At 67.3% G+C, this 16,195-nt stretch carries 12 protein-coding genes; all 12 read left to right on the top strand.

Features of this window, described 5'->3' with window-relative positions; translation table 11 throughout:
• Nucleotides 1–28: 28 nt before the first annotated feature.
• The 12 genes from OMP39_RS06310 to OMP39_RS06365 all read left to right on the top strand — a co-directional run bounded on the left by OMP39_RS06310 (nucleotide 29) and on the right by OMP39_RS06365 (nucleotide 16,149).
• The gene (locus OMP39_RS06310; protein WP_425340665.1) at nucleotides 29–667 is read left to right on the top strand and encodes an XrtA/PEP-CTERM system exopolysaccharide export protein; all 639 of its coding nucleotides are present in this window, start codon (nucleotides 29–31) and stop codon (nucleotides 665–667) included.
• Between the two features lie 85 nt (nucleotides 668–752).
• Complete coding sequence (locus OMP39_RS06315) at nucleotides 753–2,297, top strand: XrtA system polysaccharide chain length determinant (protein ID WP_264894059.1); 1,545 nt, start codon at nucleotides 753–755, stop codon at nucleotides 2,295–2,297.
• Nucleotides 2,298–2,313: 16 nt separating this feature from the next.
• On the top strand, nucleotides 2,314–3,246 hold the full coding sequence (locus OMP39_RS06320) for an XrtA-associated tyrosine autokinase (protein ID WP_264894060.1): 933 nt from the start codon (nucleotides 2,314–2,316) through the stop codon (nucleotides 3,244–3,246).
• Nucleotides 3,247–3,430: 184 nt separating this feature from the next.
• Entirely contained in the window at nucleotides 3,431–4,966 is a 1,536-nt protein-coding gene (locus tag OMP39_RS06325; RefSeq protein WP_264894062.1) for a TIGR03016 family PEP-CTERM system-associated outer membrane protein, read from the top strand.
• Nucleotides 4,967–4,981: 15 nt separating this feature from the next.
• Entirely contained in the window at nucleotides 4,982–7,102 is a 2,121-nt protein-coding gene (locus OMP39_RS06330) for an XrtA/PEP-CTERM system-associated ATPase (RefSeq protein WP_264894064.1), read from the top strand.
• Between the two features lie 86 nt (nucleotides 7,103–7,188).
• The gene (locus tag OMP39_RS06335; protein ID WP_264894066.1) at nucleotides 7,189–8,688 is read left to right on the top strand and encodes an oligosaccharide flippase family protein; all 1,500 of its coding nucleotides are present in this window, start codon (nucleotides 7,189–7,191) and stop codon (nucleotides 8,686–8,688) included.
• 11 nt (nucleotides 8,689–8,699) lie between these two features.
• Nucleotides 8,700–9,488, top strand: coding sequence for a polysaccharide deacetylase family protein (locus tag OMP39_RS06340; protein ID WP_264894067.1), 789 nt, complete (start codon nucleotides 8,700–8,702; stop codon nucleotides 9,486–9,488).
• Nucleotides 9,488–10,783 (top strand): glycosyltransferase family 2 protein, encoded by a 1,296-nt coding sequence (locus tag OMP39_RS06345; RefSeq protein WP_264894068.1) that lies wholly within the window; start codon nucleotides 9,488–9,490, stop codon nucleotides 10,781–10,783. The genes OMP39_RS06340 and OMP39_RS06345 overlap by 1 nt, the downstream gene beginning before the upstream one ends.
• A complete protein-coding gene (locus OMP39_RS06350) occupies nucleotides 10,780–11,973 on the top strand; it encodes a glycosyltransferase (protein ID WP_264894070.1) in 1,194 nt (397 codons plus the stop codon). Before OMP39_RS06345 ends, OMP39_RS06350 begins: the two co-directional genes overlap by 4 nt.
• A gap of 31 nt (nucleotides 11,974–12,004) precedes the next feature.
• Complete coding sequence (locus OMP39_RS06355) at nucleotides 12,005–13,144, top strand: glycosyltransferase (protein ID WP_264894071.1); 1,140 nt, start codon at nucleotides 12,005–12,007, stop codon at nucleotides 13,142–13,144.
• A gap of 76 nt (nucleotides 13,145–13,220) precedes the next feature.
• Nucleotides 13,221–14,990, top strand: a complete 1,770-nt coding sequence (locus OMP39_RS06360; RefSeq protein WP_264894072.1) for an asparagine synthetase B family protein — start codon at nucleotides 13,221–13,223, stop codon at nucleotides 14,988–14,990.
• The gene (locus OMP39_RS06365) at nucleotides 14,983–16,149 is read left to right on the top strand and encodes a glycosyltransferase family 4 protein (protein WP_264894073.1); all 1,167 of its coding nucleotides are present in this window, start codon (nucleotides 14,983–14,985) and stop codon (nucleotides 16,147–16,149) included. The genes OMP39_RS06360 and OMP39_RS06365 overlap by 8 nt, the downstream gene beginning before the upstream one ends.
• Nucleotides 16,150–16,195: the final 46 nt, after the last annotated feature.

Consider the following 16,195-nt stretch of genomic DNA (forward strand, 5'->3'; position numbering starts at 1 on the left):
GGCTATCTGGGTTTCGAGAGGAGTGGAGATGAGATTCGCGTTCCGTATGAAGCACAAGTCGATCATCCGTCGGGCCACGGCAGCTTTCGTGGCGGCTGGCATGTTGTCCGCCTGCGGCACGGTGGGGCAGTACCCGCCGGCGCCATCGGCGGCGGAGACCCCGGACCACCGCTACAAGATCGGGGCCCTCGACACCCTGAACATCGTCGTCTGGCGCAACCCCGAACTCTCGACCGTCGTGACGGTGAGACCCGACGGTCGCATCTCGACCCCGCTCGTGGAAGACGTGATGGCGGCGGGCCGCAGCCCGGCAGATCTCTCGCGCGAGGTGGAGAAGGCGCTCGCGAAGTTCATCCGCGATCCGGTGGTGACCATCGTGGTGAGCAACTTCCAGGGAACCTTCTCGGAGCAGATCCGCATCGTGGGGGAAGCCACGAGGCCGCAATCGATTCCGTACCGCCAGGGAATGACGGTGCTCGATGTGATGATCCAGGCGGGCGGCCTCACCGACTTCGCCGATGGCAACGGCGCGGTGCTGGTGCGGGGCTCGGAGGCCGGCAAGCAGTACAGCGTTCGGCTGAAGGACCTGCTCAAGCGGGGCGACATCTCGGCCAACGTGCAGATGAAGCCGGGCGACATCATCATCGTGCCGCAGAGCTGGTTCTGAGCCAGGTGGTGTCGGCCGACCCACCTCCAGCGCACCTTCCGCGCTTTTCGCGCGCACACATGGGTCCGAGAGGAATCAGCCTCAGATGGAAACCGACGAACTGATTCGCCACGTCAAGCAGGTGGCAACGGGGGTCTGGCGGCACCGCTGGACGGGTCTTGCCGTCGGCGCTCTCGTCGGCGTCCTCGGCATGGTGGCGGTGAGCCTGATCAAAGACCGGTACGAGGCGGGGGCGCGTGTCTATGTGGACACGCAAAGCGTGCTCAAGCCGCTCATGGCGGGACTCGCGTTCCAGCCGGATATCGACCAGCAGGTGCGGATGCTGGCTCGTACGCTGATATCGCGGCCCAATGTGGAGCGCCTGATGGATTCCCCGGACATCGGCCTTGCGCCGGAGGACGCCACGGACCGCGAGCGCATGGTGATGCGGCTGATGGAGAAGATCAAGGTGGCGCCGAGCGGTTCGGGCAACCTCTACAACATCAGTTATCGCGACACCGACCCGGAGCGGGCCCGCCTGTTGGTGGAGAGGCTGGTGCAGTTGTTCGTGGATTCGAGCGTGGGCACCAAGTCGCGCGACTCGGCAGAGGCCAGCCGCTTCATCGACCAGCAGATCGCCGAGTACGAGAAGAAGCTGGTCGACGCCGAGAACCGCCTCAAGGAGTTCAAGATCCGCAATTTCGGCGTGTCGGGTGTGTCGAATCAGGACTACTTCGCACGCATGTCGGAGCTGGCCGACCAGGTGACGCGGCTGCGGGTGGAACTGAGCGCGGCCGAGCATTCGCGCAATGCCTTGCGCCGGGAACTCTCGGCCGAGGATCCGCAGTTGCCCCCGGGGGCGGTGCCGCTGTCGGGGATGCCGCTGCAATCGGAGGTCGATGCCCGGCTCGAGGCTCAGAACCGACAGCTCGACGACCTGCTCCGGCGGTACACCGATGAACACCCGGATGTGGTGAGCACCCGCCGTACCATCGCCCAGCTCGAAGCCCAGAAGCGTCAGGAGGCCTTGTCCAAGGATGGCAAGGGGCGCAGCGCGCCGACGAACCCCGTGTTCCAGCGCATCCGCATGTCGCTCGCGGAGGCGGAGGCGAACGTGGCGTCCTTGCGTACGCGGCTGGCCGCGGAGCAGGCGAGGCTGGATCAGGTGCGCGCGCTCGCCTCGCGTGTCCCGCAGGTCGAGGCGGAACTGGCGCAGCTCAATCGCGACTACGACATCATCCGCAAGAACTACGAGCAGCTGGTCGCCCGTCGGGAAGCCGCGTCGCTGGGGGTGAAGATCGATCAGACGTCGCAGCTCGCCGACTTCCGCCTCGTCGAGCCGGCCAGCGTGTCTCCTCTTCCCGTTTTCCCGAGCCGCAAGATCCTGGCGCTGCTCGTGATCGTCGCGTCAGCAGGAGCGGGCGTCGCGGCCGCCTTCTTCCGCTGGAAATCGAATCCGCCGATCGACGCCGAGAGGGCCTTGAATGCCATCACGGGCCGACCCGTGCTCGGCAGCATCTCCTTGATCATGAGCAACTCGATGAGGCTCCAACAGCGCAAGGAGAACCTGGCATTCGCCAGCGCGTCGACGGGTTTCGGGCTGGTCTGCGTGGCTTGGCTGGCGTGGATCGTGATCCAAGGTCGCCTGTGAGGCAGAGGGGTCGTTCATGAGCATCATCGAGCAGGCGGCCAAGCGGCTGGAGGAACTGCGGCGAGCAGGGGTGGAGGTGCCGTGGGCTGCGGCCGGGGTGTCGCAACCGGAGTTCGAGCGGCTGGCCGAAGGCGCCCGCAGGGAGGGCACCGTCAGTCGCCTCGGTCCCGAGAGGACGGCCCGCGCACCGGCGCAACCATCGCCTGCCCGGCAGGAGGAGGGACGCTGTTCGCGTCAGGTCGATCTGCCCCTCGCGATGCTCGCCCAGGCCGGCCTGCTGGTGCCGGGGCAGCCTCGATCGGCGTGGTCCGACGAGTTCAGGGTGATCAAGCGGCCTCTGTTGCGCAACGTGGACGGCGAGGGCGCTGCGCCGGTGGAGCGCGCCAACCTGATCGTGGTGACCAGCGCATTGCCAGGCGAGGGCAAAACGTTCACGGCCATCAATCTCGCACTGAGCATCGCGATGGAACTCGACAGGACCGTGCTGCTCGTCGATGCCGACGTCGTCCGGCCTTCGGTGGTGCAGCGGCTGGGCATCGAGGAGGCACCGCAAGGACTGCTCGATGTGTTGACGCATCCGGAGCTCAGTCTGGCCGACGTGCTGCTGCGGACCAACATTCCCAAGCTGACCCTGCTTCCGTCCGGCTCGGCGTCGGCCAACGCGACGGAGTTGCTCGCCAGTTCTGCCATGGAGCGCTTGCTGGACGACATGGCGACGAGGTACGCGGACCGCGTCATCGTGTTCGATGCGCCGCCGTTGCTTGCAACGACCGAGTCGCGGGTGCTGGCCTCTCGCGCGGGCCAGGTCGTGATGGTGGTCGAAGCCGGCCGCACCCCGCAGGCGAGCGTCATTCAAGCTTTCGCCGCGGTGGAATCGTGCCCCGTGGTGATGTCGGTCCTCAACAAGTGCCCCGAGACGTCGACGGCCTACCGCTATGGTTACTACTGAGCAGAGCCGGCGCTCGCCGGCACGTTCCCGTGGCCGGCACCCTGCCCCGGGGCGCACGATGCGGCGGTTGAGCCTGATGATCCTGGCGGCGCTGGGCAGCAGCGCTCACGCGCAGGCGCAGACGTACGGCGGGCAGCCTCTCGGAGGCCCCGGTGCTTCGTCCGCCGGGGGGCGGGGTGTGCCTATGGCCGCACCCCTCCCCGCGGGTGCGGCATCGGCGCCGCAGCTGCCGCCCATCCTGCGAATGCCCCCGCCGGCCGAGGCCAACTGGCGCATGCGTCCGGAGGTCGCTCTCAGCGTCACGGCCACGGACAACTCGGCGTACGCCGCTGTCGAGGATGGCCGCTCCGATGTCATCGTCGGGTTGGCTCCGCGCCTGCGGTTCTACAACCGCGGCGCACGTGTGAACTTCCAGGGCGACGTGTCGGCCACCGCGCTCCACTACACGCGGTCCACGCAGTCGAACAAGGTCTTGCCGCAGGCGGATTTCGCGCTGCAGGCCAACGTGGTGGAGGGGTGGGCGCATCTGGATGGTCGTGCGAGGGTCGATCAGGGGGCCTCGGACCCTTATGGGCCCCGGTCGGAAGGACCGACGTCGGTCAACAAGCTCACCACCCGCAGCTTGCGCCTGAGCCCTTATATCGAGCGACGCCTGAGCGCGGACCTGGCATTCCTGGCCAGGTCCGACCACCTCTGGACGCGTCGCAACGGGGAGTTCGCGGCCACCGATCCCCGTCGCGACGCGTACGAGGAGCAGCAGACGGTCAGGCTGGAACGCGACCCCCTTCCTTTCGGATGGTCGGGCGAATACGTCCGACAGGAAACCCGGTTCTCGGGCGACTCCACCGCCGGTCTGCGTTTGCAGACGGCGCGCGCGACGGTGGACTATGCCTTGGACACGCAGTTGGTCCTGGGGCTCGTCGGCGGATGGGAGCGGGCGCGTTTCCAGAATGACGAGGAAAGCGACCCGCTCTACGGCATCCGGGGCCGGTGGCAGCCGACCGAACGTACGGCCCTCTCGGCGCTCGTGGAGCGTCGGTTCTTCGGCACGGGCTGGAACGCTCTCGCGTCGCACCGCACGCCCTTCTTGGTGTTCCAGGTGCGTTCGTTCCGGCAGCCGGTGGGCCTGCCCAACTCCGACCTCCTGCCACTGGGCGCCGCGTCCTCCGTGGCCGAACTGCTCGACGCCATCCTCACCACGAGGTACCCGGACCCGCTCGCGCGAGAGCCGATCGTGCGCGAGCTGATCGATGAGCTGGGCCTGCCCGAAGTGCTGCCCGGGCCGACCACGGTCTACTCGGACTACCCCCAGGTCCAGACCGGAACGAGCCTGGGCGCGGCGTTCCTCGGGCGGCGAACCATTGCTTCCGTCTCGCTGTACGAACGTCGTTACCGTCAGCTGACGCGATCGGACACTGGGCCCTCCATCGACCCGTTGCTTGCCTCGGACAACAAGCAGCGGGGCGCCTCGGTAGAAGTGACGCGGCGGCTGACCGAGCTGACGGCGCTGAATCTCCTGTTGCGATCGACACGTATCGAGGGATTGGGCGTACGCGAGGGCGAGGCTGCGCGCGAGAAGACCGCACGCCTCAGCCTGGTTCGCGCTCTGTCGCCGAAGACGGCCGCCTCCATCGGGGTCCGGCGCCAGCTCTTCGACTCCACCGGCTCGCGGGATGCGCAGGAGACGGCCGTCTTCGCGGCGTTGGTCCACCGGTTCTGAGCACTGCGCGCATCCATGTACGAGTCCCACTTCGGCCTGAGCGGGCCCCCCTTCCAGCTCAACCCGGATCCCGCGTTCTATTTCGACAGTCGCGGGCACAGCAATGCACTCGCGTACCTGAAGTACGGTGTCTACCAGGGCGAGGGGTTCATCGTCGTCACGGGGGAGATCGGCGCGGGCAAGACGACGCTCGTGCGCACGCTGCTCGAGGGGCTCGATCCCGAGCGGGTGGTGGCCGCCCAGGTCGTGAGCACGCAGCTGGAATCGGGTGACTTGCTGAGATCCATCATCGCGTCGTTCGGTGTCCCACCGAGCGGGACGACCAAGGCCCACCTCATCGCGACCCTCGAGGGGTTCCTGACGGCGCTGGCGGCCCAGGGCAAGCGGGCCTTGCTGATCGTGGACGAGGCGCAGAACCTCAACCTGGAAGCGATCGAGGAACTGAGGATGCTGTCGAACTTCCAGCTCGGCAAGCACGCCCTGTTGCAAAGCTTCCTGATCGGTCAGCCCGAGCTGAGGGTGCTGCTCGAGTCCAAGTCGATGGAGCAATTCAGACAACGGGTGATCGCTTCGTGCCATCTGGGGCCGTTGGACGAGACCGAGACGAAGTCCTACATCGAGCATCGGCTGCGGCGGGTGGGTTGGACGGGGGTGCCCGCCTTCGAGCCCGAGGCCTTCCGGGAGATCCACAAGTGGACCGCCGGCATTCCTCGACGCGTGAACCTGCTGTGCAACCGCTTGCTGCTTGGGGCGTTCCTCAGCGGCAACGACGTCATCAGCGGCAGCCTGGTGGAGGAGACCGCACACGAACTGCGAGGCGAGGTCGGTGAATCGGCGCATCCCCCGCCGGTGAGCCGCGGCCCGATCCGTGCGCCCGGCAGCGGGGCGGCGAGGCCGGTGCCGGGCGCCAGCGGGGCTCAGGAGGTCGTTCGCCATCTGCGCGCGCCGTTGCCGCCGGCGGAAAGCCGGCTCGTGTGCGTCGTGGATCGGGCCGTGGATTACCTCAAAGCTCTTGCGGTGGCGGAGGCCTGGGAGGCGCAGGGCCGAGCCCCGGCGGTGGTGGTCGTTCATCCGGGATGCGAGGCGGACTGGTCCGACGAGCGCCTGCGCAGTGCGGCGCTTCCGCAACCCTGCGCGGAGTACCGCCTCGGCGTGCGGCCGGCCGAGAGCTTCGACGTCACGGCTCCACTGCTGATCGCGCGCTTCGGCGAGCTGCTCGAGGAGGTGGGCCCCCGCGCGGTGCTGGCCTTGGGGGCGAGCGATGCCGTTCTTGCCTGCGCGCTCACGGCGCACAAGAAGGGCGTGGCGCTCTTGCGCGCCGATGCGGGCGTCCGGGATCCGCAAGAGGAGGAGGCCGACCGCCTGAACGCAGTGCTGCTCGACCGCCTGGCGGATCTGGTCTACACGGGCAGCCTCACCTCGCACTACACGCTTTATCGGGAAGGCATCTCGTCGGCGCGGGTCCAGTGCGTGGGGGCTCTGATGGAGAACGTGGTGCACTCGGCCCTGCAGCGGTCGCGCCCCGCGGCCGAGGTGCTGCTGGGCTCCGGCCATGAGGATGCGGTGCTCAGAAGCGCCGACGGCTTCGCCTTGTGCATGGTGAGGCGGCACCACAGGGGAGGCGACTTCGAGCACCAGATGGCACAGCTGGGCCAGGTGCTCGCGGTCGTCAAGACCGAGATCCCCATCGTCTGGCCGGTCGATCCGCAAACGATGGTGGCTTTGCGTTCGACGGGTATGGAGAAGCGCCTGCGCAATGCGGGGCTCCTTTTCCTTCCCGAGCTCGAGTATGCGGACTTGCTTGCGCTCATGCGGGAGGCGACCTGCGTCCTGAGAGCGGGGCCATGCTTCCTCGACGACGAGATCGCGGCGATGGAGACGCCGGTGATCGATCTGCTCGGCACCTCGTCTGCGGCCGGTACGCCCTTCGAGGCAGGGGCTGTGGTCAGGAGTGCGGACGAGTGCGTGAGTGCGCTGCACGTGATTCTGAGGAACCGTCAGCAGCGGGAGGAGCATGCCGATGCCTATTGGGACGGCGGGCCCGGTGTGCGATTGATCCGGCACTGGCTGCATGCGATGCCCGCAGACCCGGGCGGGCGCGAGTGGCATTCGCCGGTCGCTTCGCTGGCTTCGTGAGGAGGCCTCGTATGTCCGGGCGGGCTGTTTCTGTCGGGGCTCTTCGCTGAGGGGCGCCGGTTCTCCGGCCCACCCGGTTCAACGCCATGCTCAAGAGCCTGCTCGTACACGTCTCGAACTACACGACGGCCAGCGTCCTCGTGACGCTGGCCAGTGTGATCTCGTTTCCGATCCTCACGCGATTGCTGAGCGTCGAGGAGTATGGCGTGATGAATCTGGTGGCCACGGCGCTGGCGCTGCTGGTCGGCATCGGAAAGCTGGGGCTCCAGCATTCGGCCCTGCGCTACTACAGCGAGGTTCGCGCGGGCAAGCACGCGGCAGGACTCGGTCAGTACGAGGCCACGGTGGCCTTCGGCATGGTGGCCAGCGCGCTCGTCGTGGCAGTGTTCTGGGCCGTGGTCAGCCAATGGGTGCCCGAGCGTGTGTGGAACGATCCGCGCGTCGCGCCGCTGTTCTTGCTGACGGCGGGGCTCATCGTGGTCAGGGCGTTCGACAGCGCATTGATCAACCAACTGCGCGCTCAAGAGCGCAGCCGCGCCATCACCATCTACAGCGTGGCGCGCCGTTACGCGGTGCTGATCCTGACCATCGGCGCGTTGCTCCTGGTCGCCGGGGACCTCTGGGGGTTCTATGGCGCGACGGTGTTGGCGGAGACCGTCGCGACGGTGTGGCTGGCGGCATGGATGTGGCGACGGGGACGCCCCTCGCTCAAGGACTTCGACCCCCGGCTCTACCGGAACATGCTCGTGTTCGGGCTGCCCATGATCGGGTACGAGCTGTCGTCGGTCATCCTCGCGATGGGAGACCGCTACGTCATCCAGAACCTCCTGGGCCCGGAGCCGCTGGGCCACTACGCGGCGGCCTACAACCTGTGCGACTACGTGCGGGCTGTGTTCCTTGCATCGTTCAGCGCGGCGGTGGTTCCCATGTACTTGAGGATCTGGGAGGAACAGGGGCGGGAGGCGACCCTCGAACTCCTTCACCGCTTCCTGCACCTCTACATCATGGTCGCCATGCTGGTGATCGCAGGGTTGAGTGCGACCGGCGGTGAACTGATCGGGCTGCTCGCTTCGCCCAAGTACCGTGAGGGGGCCGAGGTCATCCCCTACGTGATCGCCGGGATGGCATTCGACGGACTCGTGATGGTCGCGGGTGCGGGCCTGTATATCGAGAAGCGCAGCAAGGCCGGCATGGGGCTCGTGGCTGTCTGTGCCGTCTTGAACATCGCGCTGAACTTCCTGCTCATCCCCATGCTCGGGTTGATCGGAGCGGGTGTGGCGACGGTTGCGTCCTATGCCGCCTTGTTGCTGCTTGCCCTCCGTATGGGGCATGAGCGCCTGCCCGTGAGGCTGCCCGTCGTTGCGTTCCTCAAGTTCGGCGCGATCGGCCTGGCGATGTATGCGGCCCTCATGCACATCGAGTTCGAGCACGAGCTCTTGACGCTGGCAGCTCGCATCGCCGCGGGGGCGGTTCTCTACCCGGCGATGGTGCTGCTGGCCGACAAGGCGGCGCGCCAGTGGGCCTCGCAGGGGTGGTCGAGACTCACCCGGGGTCATGCGGGCGCCATCCGGGCGGAGCTGCCATGAAAGGAGCCGCCATGAACCACGCCTTGGTCCCCGTCCTGATGTACCACGCCGTGTCCCAGCCGCCTGGCGCCGTGGAAGAGGCCGACGAGCACTACTGTGTGACCCGAGGCAGGTTCGCGGCCCATCTGGCGGCCATTCGCGCCCGCGGGAGGGTCCCGAGCAGCGTCTCGCGGATCTTGGAAGGGCAGGTGCGTGATCCGGTGGTCGGGGTCACGTTCGACGATGGGCACGAAAGCAATGCCTGGGCCGCCGGGGATCTTCTGTCGTATGGCGGAAGTGCCGACTTCTTTGTCAATCCGAGCACGGTCGGACGCGGGCGGCACCTGAGCTGGGGCGCCTTGCGCGACATGGCTGCGGAGGGCATGTCGATCCAGTCGCACGGGCAGCACCACCGGTATCTGGATGAGCTCGCCCCGTCCGAGGTCGAACAGGAGCTGCGGCAGTCCAAATGGGAGATCGAGGACCGCTTGGGACTGCCCGTGACGCTCTTTGCGCCGCCGGGCGGCCGCATGAGCCGCGACCTGCCGGAGACGGCGGTGCGGCTCGGCTACCGGGCGGTGTGCAGTTCGCGCGTGGGCCTCTGGCGCCCCGGGCGGGAGCAGGGCGTGGAGATCCCGCGCCTGGCCGTTCTGCATTCGACGACCGAACGGCAGGTGGATCGTTGGATCACCCAGGAGGGATGGGAGCTGCGATCCATGGAGCTGCGCTACCTGGTGCTGAACGCGGCGAAGCGCGCACTGGGAAACAGTCGTTATGAGAGGCTGCGCCGTGCGGCCCTGGCCGTCAGGGGGCGGATGTGATGGAAGCGCTCTTCTGGGGCTCGGTCCTCTTGATCGGCTACGTCTATGTGGGCTATCCGCTGCTCATGTGGTGCTGGGCGCGCTGCGCCGGGCGGCCCGTTCGGCCGCAGGACTGGGAGCCGTCGGTCGCGATCGTCGTCGTCGCGCACAACGAGAAGGCGAGGATCGAGGAGAAGCTGCGCAGCTGCATGGCCCAGGACTACCCGGCGTCGCGCCTGCGTGTGGTGATTGCCTCCGATGGCTCGGACGACGGCATGAACGAATGGTTGCGCGCTCGGGGCTGCCGCGCCGTGGTCCAGGGGGGTGGCGAGGAACGGCACGGCGCCCACCGGGCGCCGCAGGGAGCCGCGGAGCCCGAGGTCGTCTTGCTGGCCTTTCCCGAGCGTCGTGGCAAGGCAGCCTGTTTGAACGATGCCGTCATGTGGTGCGACGAGGAGGTCATCGTGTTCACCGACGCGCGCCAGCGCTTGAACCCCCAGGCGGTGCGCTCGCTGGTGCGCACCCTGGGAGACCGAACCGTCGGCGCGGTGAGCGGGGAACTGATGTTCACCCAGGAGGAGTCGAGCACGTTCTCGCAGAGCGTCGGCGCGTACTGGCGATACGAGAAGTTCGTGCGCCGGCAGGAGGCGGCCGTCCATTCGTCGGTCGGGGTGACGGGAGCCCTCTATGCCATCCGGCGGGAGCTGTATCGGCCGATCCCACCGCAGACCATCCTCGACGACGTTGCGATCCCGATGGCGATCGCCGCACAGGGAGCCCGCGTCGTGTTCGAGCCGGCGGCCCGGGCTTACGACCTGCCCTCCAAGGAGCCCGAGCAGGAGCGCCGCAGGAAGGTGCGTACCCTGGCGGGCAACTTCCAGCTGATGGCGATGAATCCGGGCCTGCTCCTGCCATGGAGGAATCCCCTGTGGCTCCAGTTCGTCTCGCACAAGGCGGCGCGGCTTTTCGTTCCTCCGGTGCTGGCGGGCCTGCTGGCGGCCAACATCGCGCTGGCGATGGATTCCACCTTCTACGCCGGGCTGCTGCTCGCGCACCTGGGTGCGTACGCCGCAGGCACCCTGGGGCCCCGGTCGGGGCTCGCCTCGCAATGGCGGATCGTGAAGCTCGCGCGCGCGTTCTTGTTCATGAACTGGTGCGTGATGCTCGGTGCGCGGGAGTTCTTCGCCAATCGGCACGGGCATCTCTGGCAGGTCACTCGCACGGCTGCGGCGGGGGGCGAGGCTGCCGCGGCCGGCGCCTCGACGGGGCCGGTCGACGAGCGGTCCGACCGGCGGCAATGCGGAGGCTCGGCATGAAGGTGCTCTACTTCGTTTCGCTCTTTCCGTGCTGGTCCGAGACGTTCATCGTGCGTGAGATGCATGAGCTGATCCGCATGGGCGTGGACGTTCGCATCGTCTCGCTGAAGCATCCGCAGGAAAGGCTGGTGCAAGACGACGCCCGGGCACTGGACGACCGTGTGACCTACCCGGCGGCGGGGTGGAGGGGCCTGTGCGACGGTGCGAGAGAGATCGCGCGGCATCCGCTGCAATCGCTGCGTGAGCTCGGCAGGATCGTCTCGGGATTGAGCCGCCACCCCCGAGCGATGGTCAAGACCATCGTGGTGTGGTGGCGCGTGCTCGCGTTGATGCCCCGCATCCGGGAAGCGGCGCCTGCCCATCTGCACGCCCATTGGGCGACGTATCCATCGACCGCCGCGTTCATCGCTCACCAGCGGCTGGGCATTCCTTACAGCTTCACCGCGCACGCACACGACATCTTCCTGGAGCACCATCTGCTGGCCGACAAGATCCGGAGTGCGCGATGCGGGGTGACCATCTCGCGCTTCAACTGCGCCTATCTCTCCAGACGGCTCGGCATGGATGTCTTCCAGCGGTTTCGCGTCGTGCATTGCGGGGTGCCGGCCGAGGAGATCCCCTACCGGGAAGGCGGTCGGCGGGCAGGCCTGGTCGTCTCGGTCGGGCGCCTGGACGAGATCAAGGGGTTTCCGTACCTCATCGAGGCCTGCAAGATCCTCGACCGGCGGGGCCTGGCGTTCCAGTGTGTGCTGATCGGAGAAGGGCGCTTGCGCCGGCAGCTGGAGCAGCAGATCGCGCAGGCGGGGCTGGAAGACAAGGTGCTGCTGCCGGGGGCCATGGCGCAGGAGCAGGTGCGCCGGCATCTGTACGAAGCGAGCGTCTTCGTGCTGCCCTCGGTCGTGACCTCCGAGGGCGATCGGGATGGGATTCCGGTTGCCTTGATGGAGGCGATGGCCTGCGGTGCACCCGTGGTGTCCACCTTCGTCTCGGGAATCCCCGAGTTGATCGAGCCCGGCATCGAAGGCTTGCTGGTGGAGCCGCGGGACGCCGAGGCTCTGGCCGATGCGATGGAGAAGCTGCTGACCCAGCCTCGCCTTGCCTCTGCCCTGGCGCGCAACGCGCGCGCGAAGGTCGAGCGCGACTTCGACGTGGCCAAGGAAGCCCGGAAGCTCTATGAAGCCTTTGCCTGATTCCCGCTCGGCCGCGCCCTCCAGGATCAAGGTGCTGCTGCTCACCGACGAGATGGAAGTCGGCGGCACGCAGCGGCAGATCGTGCACGTCGCCAGGACCTTGGACCGGAGCCGTTTCGAGCCGACCGTCGTCTATTTCAGGAACGAGTCGTTCTTCGTCGACGAGCTGAAAGCCGCAGGGGTGCCGGTCGTGCGGATCGAGAAGAAGGGGCGGTTCGACCCCGCTTTCGTCGCTCGATTGAGGAACCATCTGGTGCGCTCGCGCTACGACGTCGTCCATTGCTTCTCGTTCTCGGGCGAACTCTGGGGTGCGGTGGCCCGGCGTCTGGTGCGGCCGTCGATGCGTCCTGCGTTGGTGTCGTCGATCCGTGGTACCTACGAGTGGTACAGCGCCGCGCAATGGAGGATCAAGCGGTGGGTGTCCATGCAATCCTCGTGCGTGGTGGCGAACTCCAGGGCTGGCGCGGCGTACGCGTGTGAGCGCATGGGGCGGCCCGAGTGCGCCATGGACGTGGTCTACAACGGGGTGCAATGCGAGCCGCCCTGTGAGGACGCCGCGCGAGAGCTGCGTCGGTTGCTTTCTCCGGCAGGCGAGCCTTTGATTCTGTTCGTGGGGCGTCTGGTCGTGCACAAGGACGTTCCGACGCTGGTTCGCGCCTTTCACACGCTCCGGGCTCGCGGGATCGGCGCGCGGTTGTGCGTCGCCGGCGACGGGCCGCTGAGGGCGGAGCTGGAGTCGCTGGTGCGGGCGCTGGACTTGGAGGCGCAGGTGGCCCTGATCGGCGAGCGGCACGACGTGGCGAATCTCATCGCCGCTTCGGATTTCCTGGTGCTGCCATCCCTCAGAGAGGGGCTTTCCAACGTCATTCTCGAAGCGATGATTGGCGGGCGCCCCGTCATCGCTTCTCGCACTGGAGGCAATGTGGAACTGGTGGAGCAGGGCAGGACCGGACTTCTCTTCGAGGTGGGCAGCGAGGTCCAACTGGTCGAGGCGATGAGCCGGTTGGCCACGGATGCGGACCTGCGAAGGTCGCTCGGAACGGCTGCGCGGGCCGTCGCCGAGGCGCGCTACTCGGTTCCCGCGATGGTCCAGTCCTTGGAACGCCACTACGCGGCTGTCAGCCGCCGGGCGCCGGGGGCGTCGGTTCGTGTCACACCCGCTGCAGGTTGAAGTGATGTCTGGTTCTCTCGGTGAATTCTTGGTTCGTGTCGACGCAGGGGGATCGCCACTGCCCGCGCAGAGGTTGATGAAGCCCTCGGCGTGGCCGGGATGGAGAGGCGCCGAGGACGAGATCGCGTACACCGCGCCGGCACCGGGTGTGCAGGTCTGGTCGCGCGGCGCAGTCGCGTTCGAATCCTTGGGCGGCCTGGGCGGGATGGGCGTGGGCATCGATCCGGCCGGACATCAGGCGGTCGTTCGGGCGGCACTGAGGCGTTGGGCGACGCAACGGGTGGTGGACACGCGCACCCTGAAGGGACGGTACGCCCTCGTCTGGTGGGACGCGAGCGCGGGGCACGTGGCCGCCTGCACCGATGCATTCAGGACCTACCCCCTCTATTACGCCCGCTCGGGGAGCGCCATGTTGGTGGCCAGCGACGCCCGCCTGCTGCTCGCCACCGGGGAGGTGCCCAGGAAGCCATGCTTGCCGGCCCTCTACCACTATCTGAACTTCTCTTACGTCCCCGCACCCTACTCGGCCCTCGAAGGCATCGCGAAGCTCCCTGCGGGCAGCCTGCTCCAGGCCACCGCGGCTGCGGTGGAGGTCACCCGGTACTGGGATGCCGAGTACCCGGAGGACATCTCGGGCTCCGTGGAACAGCGGGCTGCGGAGTTGCGCCGCCGCATCGTGGACACGGTGACCGGCTACCGGCCCAACGGGGGCACGCGTTGGGGCACCTTCCTGAGCGGGGGAACCGACAGCTCCAGCATCGCGAGCATCCTGGCCCGTGCCGTGGCACCCGGCAAGGTCAGCAGCTTCTCGATCGGCTTCGAGGAGGCCGGATATGACGAGCTCTCCTACTCCCGGCTCGCCAGTGAGCGATTCGGCCTGGAGGCCCACGAGCGCAGGGTCGGAGAGGCGGAGGCGGTGGCGGCCATTCCGAGGCTCGTCGATGCCTTCGACGAGCCCTTCGGCAACTCCTCGGCCATACCGACCTACTACTGCGCCGACCTCGCCGCACAACATGGTGTGTCCGTCCTCGTGGCCGGGGACGGTGGAGACGAGATCTACGGAGGCAACGAACGCTACCGCAAGGACCGCATCTTCGGCGCCTTCTACCGTTCACCGTGGATCGTCCGCAGAGCGGGGAGAGCGGCTGCGGGGCTGCTGGCGCCGGTGGACACGCGCTGGGCCAATCGCATCAAGAACTTCGTCGAGCGTGGATCGCTCGCGAATCCCGACCGCTTCTACAGCGACGACTCCTTCGCCTCGGACCAGTTCGACGAGCTGCTGAGCGAGGAGTTTCGCCAATGCGTGGCACGGGACGACTCTCTCGATCTGCAACGACGGATCTTTCACGAGGCGCGGGCGGGAAGCGAGCTCCATCGCCTCATGTACCTCGATCTGAAGATGACCATCGCCGACAACGACGTGGTCAAGGTGGTGCGCGCGTCACGCACGGCGGGCGTGAGCGTGATGTTCCCCTACCTCGATCGGGAGCTCGTCGACTACACCGGTCGGCTGCCCAGCACGGACAAGGTGCAGGGGCTGGAAAAGCGCTTCCTCTTCAAGAAGGCGACCCAGGACATCCTGCCGCCCGAGATTCGCAAGAAGAAGAAGCAGGGATTCGGCCTGCCGGTGAGCGTGTGGCTGCGGCGCAATGGGCCCTTCCGGGAGATGGCGCAAGACGTTCTGTTCTCATCGCAATGTCGCCAGCGCGGCTACTTCCAGACGGCGCACGTGGAGGCACTGATGAGGCGGCACGAACGGGGTGCCTGGGACCACGCGGCCGAGATCTACATGCTCTTGATGCTGGAGCTTTGGCATCGAAAGTACGTGGATGAGGGCGATGAGTGAGTACAAGATGGCCGTGGTGATGGTGCTCGACAGCGTGTTCCCCACCCAAGGGGGAGGAGGAGCGGAAACGCAGGTGCGCACGCTGGGCTCGCACATGCGCCAACGCAGTCTCGAGGTGTCGGTGATCGTCCCGATGGTGGCGCACGGTCCGCAGGTCGAGCACGATCTCGTCGACGGACTGAGAGTGCGAAGGATCGCGTATCCGCGCCTGCCGGTCGTCGGTGCGCTGTCCATGCTGTGCAAACTGGGGTGGCTGCTTTACAGGCAACGGCGTGAGTACGCGGTGATCCACGCGCACATCGCGAGCAACATGGCGGCAGTCAGCTGCGTCATGGGGCGCCTTTTGGGCAAGCCCGTGATCGTCAAGCTCACCGGCATGACGGAGATGTTGGGAGGCGTCCTCGACCCCCGTCCCGGCCCGGTCGCTCGGTTGAGAAAGGTGGCACTGCGGTGGGCGACGTACTACCAGGCCACGAGTTCCAGGATCGGCTGCTTGCTGGTGGACCGAGGCTTCGAGGCGCAGAAGGTCCGGTTGATCCCGAATGCGGTCGACACGGCGCGCTTCCAGGGCATCTCGAAAGATCGGGCGCTGCGCGAGCGGCTGTGCGGCTCGCGCCGTGTCGTGGCCGTCTATGCCGGAAGGCTGGTATCGGAGAAGGGCCTGGAGCTGCTTCTCGATGGCTGGGCCCGGGTCTTCGGCCACACGCGCGACGGCGCTCTCGTGATCGTGGGCAACGGGGCATTGCGCAAGGCGCTCGAGCAGCGAGCGGCGCGCCTCGGTATTGAGGAGCTGGTGCATTTCGTCGGCCCGACCGACTCGGTGGAGACGTACCTCGCCATCGCCGATTTCGGCGTTCTGACGTCCTTGAACGAAGGCCTGTCCAACACACTGCTCGAGTACATGGCGGCCGGGCTTCCCGTGCTGGGCTCTCGGGTCAGCGGCACCGAGGACTTCGTGGTGCCCGGGCGCACGGGGTGGCTCTTCGAAGCAGGCGACGTCGAGGGGCTCGTCGCTCGGCTGACGGAGGTGGCGCAGGCGCCTGTCCATGAACTCGCGGAGATGGGCAGGAACGCGAGACATTTGGTGAACGCGCGAGCGTCGATCGGCTCGGTCGTCGGCCAGCTCGCGTCGTTGTACGGCGTCGTGCCGTTCTTGTGAGACGGCCCCTGCGCTCTCGCGATAGGCAAACGGGGCAATAGACGAG

Source organism: Schlegelella aquatica, from assembly GCF_026013905.1.
GTDB lineage: Bacteria > Pseudomonadota > Gammaproteobacteria > Burkholderiales > Burkholderiaceae_C > Caldimonas > Caldimonas aquatica.

What these genes read in the sequence shown, in the direction of transcription:
- OMP39_RS06310 (WP_425340665.1), top strand. Translation starts at nt 29, where the DNA reads ATGAGATTCGCGTTCCGTATGAAGCACAAGTCGATCATCCGTCGGGCC.
- OMP39_RS06315 (WP_264894059.1), top strand. Translation starts at nt 753, where the DNA reads ATGGAAACCGACGAACTGATTCGCCACGTCAAGCAGGTGGCAACGGGG.
- OMP39_RS06320 (WP_264894060.1), top strand. Translation starts at nt 2,314, where the DNA reads ATGAGCATCATCGAGCAGGCGGCCAAGCGGCTGGAGGAACTGCGGCGA.
- OMP39_RS06325 (WP_264894062.1), top strand. Translation starts at nt 3,431, where the DNA reads ATGGCCGCACCCCTCCCCGCGGGTGCGGCATCGGCGCCGCAGCTGCCG.
- OMP39_RS06330 (WP_264894064.1), top strand. Translation starts at nt 4,982, where the DNA reads ATGTACGAGTCCCACTTCGGCCTGAGCGGGCCCCCCTTCCAGCTCAAC.
- OMP39_RS06335 (WP_264894066.1), top strand. Translation starts at nt 7,189, where the DNA reads ATGCTCAAGAGCCTGCTCGTACACGTCTCGAACTACACGACGGCCAGC.
- OMP39_RS06340 (WP_264894067.1), top strand. Translation starts at nt 8,700, where the DNA reads ATGAACCACGCCTTGGTCCCCGTCCTGATGTACCACGCCGTGTCCCAG.
- OMP39_RS06345 (WP_264894068.1), top strand. Translation starts at nt 9,488, where the DNA reads ATGGAAGCGCTCTTCTGGGGCTCGGTCCTCTTGATCGGCTACGTCTAT.
- OMP39_RS06350 (WP_264894070.1), top strand. Translation starts at nt 10,780, where the DNA reads ATGAAGGTGCTCTACTTCGTTTCGCTCTTTCCGTGCTGGTCCGAGACG.
- OMP39_RS06360 (WP_264894072.1), top strand. Translation starts at nt 13,221, where the DNA reads ATGAAGCCCTCGGCGTGGCCGGGATGGAGAGGCGCCGAGGACGAGATC.
- OMP39_RS06365 (WP_264894073.1), top strand. Translation starts at nt 14,983, where the DNA reads ATGAGTGAGTACAAGATGGCCGTGGTGATGGTGCTCGACAGCGTGTTC.